The organism is Promicromonospora kroppenstedtii DSM 19349, assembly GCF_000515355.1.
Classification (GTDB): Bacteria; Actinomycetota; Actinomycetes; order Actinomycetales; family Cellulomonadaceae; genus Promicromonospora; species Promicromonospora kroppenstedtii.
Genome location: NZ_KI911707.1, coordinates 2,431 through 4,572, shown reverse-complemented (window position 1 = coordinate 4,572; position 2,142 = coordinate 2,431). Strand labels below are relative to the sequence as shown.

Annotated in this window: 2 protein-coding genes; both read left to right on the top strand. The window is 73.4% G+C overall.

The genetic code is table 11. The features are described 5' to 3' along the window. A partial coding sequence (locus tag PROKR_RS18880; protein ID WP_036965712.1) for an extracellular solute-binding protein occupies positions 1 to 1,053 on the top strand: 1,053 nt, incomplete at its 5' end. Between the two features lie 29 nt (positions 1,054 to 1,082). Then, on the top strand, positions 1,083 to 2,142 hold a 1,060-nt coding region (locus PROKR_RS18875; RefSeq protein WP_245605882.1), incomplete at its 3' end, for an adenosine deaminase family protein.

Sequence of the window (2,142 nt, the reverse complement as noted above, 5' to 3'; positions counted from 1 at the left end):
CGCCGCTCCGCGGCCGTCGCCGCCGGCCTCGCGGCCACCGCCCTGCTGGCCTCCGGCTGCTCCGCCGGGGACGACGCCGCGGCCGAGGACACCATCGTCGTGTCCACGTTCCCATTCGGCGTCGAGGAGTTCCAGGAGGCCGTGATCGACCCGTTCACCGCCGAGACCGGGATCAAGGTCGAGGTGGAGACCGGCTCGAACGCCGACCGGCTCTCGCAGCTCCAGGTGGCGGGCGACAGCTCCGGCATCGACGTCATGCTGCTCTCCGACTACTACGCCGCGCTGGGCCAGGAGACCGACCTGTTCCAGCAGGTCGACGCCGCCAAGGTGCCGGCCCTGGACGACGTCGCCGACTTCGCGCTGGAGGACTCCTACGCGGGCCCCGCCTACAGCTACCAGCTCAACGGGACCATCTACTCGACCGAGGCCCTGACGGCCGAGGAGGCCGCCGACTGGGACCTGTACGGCGACGCCGCGCACGCCGGGAGCCTCGCGCTGCCCGACATCTCGGTGACGGCCGGCCAGCTCATGATCTCGGGCGTGGGGGAGACCTACGGGGACGGGCCGTACGACGTCGACACCGCGCTCGGCACCATCGGGGGCTGGGCGCCGGGCATCCTGCAGTTCTACTCGTCGTCCACCGAGGTGACGAACCTGCTCACGCAGGGCGAGATCGTCGCCGCCGACTCCCTGAGCGGCTTCGCGACCGACCTGGTCGCCTCTGGCGAGCCGTTCGCCTGGACGCCGCCGGCCACCGGCCGGTACATGGCCACCAACCGCGCCATGATCCCCGCGGGCGCCCCGAACGCCGACGGCGCGCACCAGTTCATCGACTACCTGCTCTCGGCCGAGGCGCAGACCAGGTCCGCCGAGCTCGTGGGCGACCTGCCGGTCAACCCGGACGCGACGGTGCCGGACTCCATCTCGGCAGTGGTCGGCGACATCGCGACCGACCCGGTCGCCGCCGGCTACGCGACGCTCGACCCGGCGGAGCTGGTGCCCACGCGCGGCGAGTGGGTGGACCGGTTCGCCCGTGAGGTGACGGCCGGCTGACCGGGCCCGACACCATGACGAGCACCGACATGAGCCCTGAGCTCACCGCCGACCAGCAGGCCCGGCCCAGCACCCTGGACCTGATGCCCAAGGTCGACCTGCACTGCCACCTCATCGGCACGGTCCGGGCGAGCACCTTCGCGGAGCTGGCCCGGCGCGAGGGCCTCGACCTGCCGGCCGAGCCCGAGCGCATCTTCGCCGACATCAACTCCCTGCCGCCGGACCCGGACCTGTACCGCGACACGCGCGTCCCCGTGCCGCAGGGCCGCAGCGCCGACGAGCCCGAGGTCTCCTACTCGCTGTTCCAGGCGTCCCGCTGGGTCACGCAGGTGCTGCGCGACGCGGACGACCTCACCCGGATCACCTACGAGGCGTTCGAGGCGGCGCACCGCACGAGCGCGACGCGCCACCTCGAGGTCTCCTTCGACGCCGTCCCCGAGCACCTGGCGTCCCTCGGCTACCTCGGCTCCGTCGAGGCGTACGCCGAGGGCATCCGGATGGCGGAGCGCGACTTCGGCATGTCGGGCCGGCTCATCGCCGCGATCGACCGGTCGGGCTCGGGCGAGGACGCGCTGGAACGCGTGCGCACCGTGGTCGACAACCCGCACGAGTACGTGGCGGGCATCGGCCTGGACAACCTGGAGACGGCGGGCCCGCCCGAGCGCTTCGCCGCGGCCTACCGGCTCGCCGGCGAGGCGGGCCTGGGCCGCACGGCGCACTCGTCCGAGCACGCCCCGGTCGCGGTCAACACGGTCACCTGCCTGGACGTGCTCGGCTGCGACCGCATCGACCACGGCTACTTCGTGCTGCAGGACGACGACGTGGTGGCGCGGGTGCGCGACGAGCAGGTGCCGTTCACGGTGATCTCCACGACGTCGCGGCGCTCGTGGCGGCCGTGGCGGCGGGCCTCCATCGCCGCGATGCTGGAGGCGGGGCTGAACGTGATCCCCGCCTCCGACGACCCGGGCATGTTCCCCACCACGCTCGCGGGGGAGTACCGCATCCTCGCCGACGACCTCGCGGTCCCGGACGACCGCCTGCGCGCCATGGCGCTCGCCGGCGTCGAGGCGTCCTGGCTGCCGCCCGCCG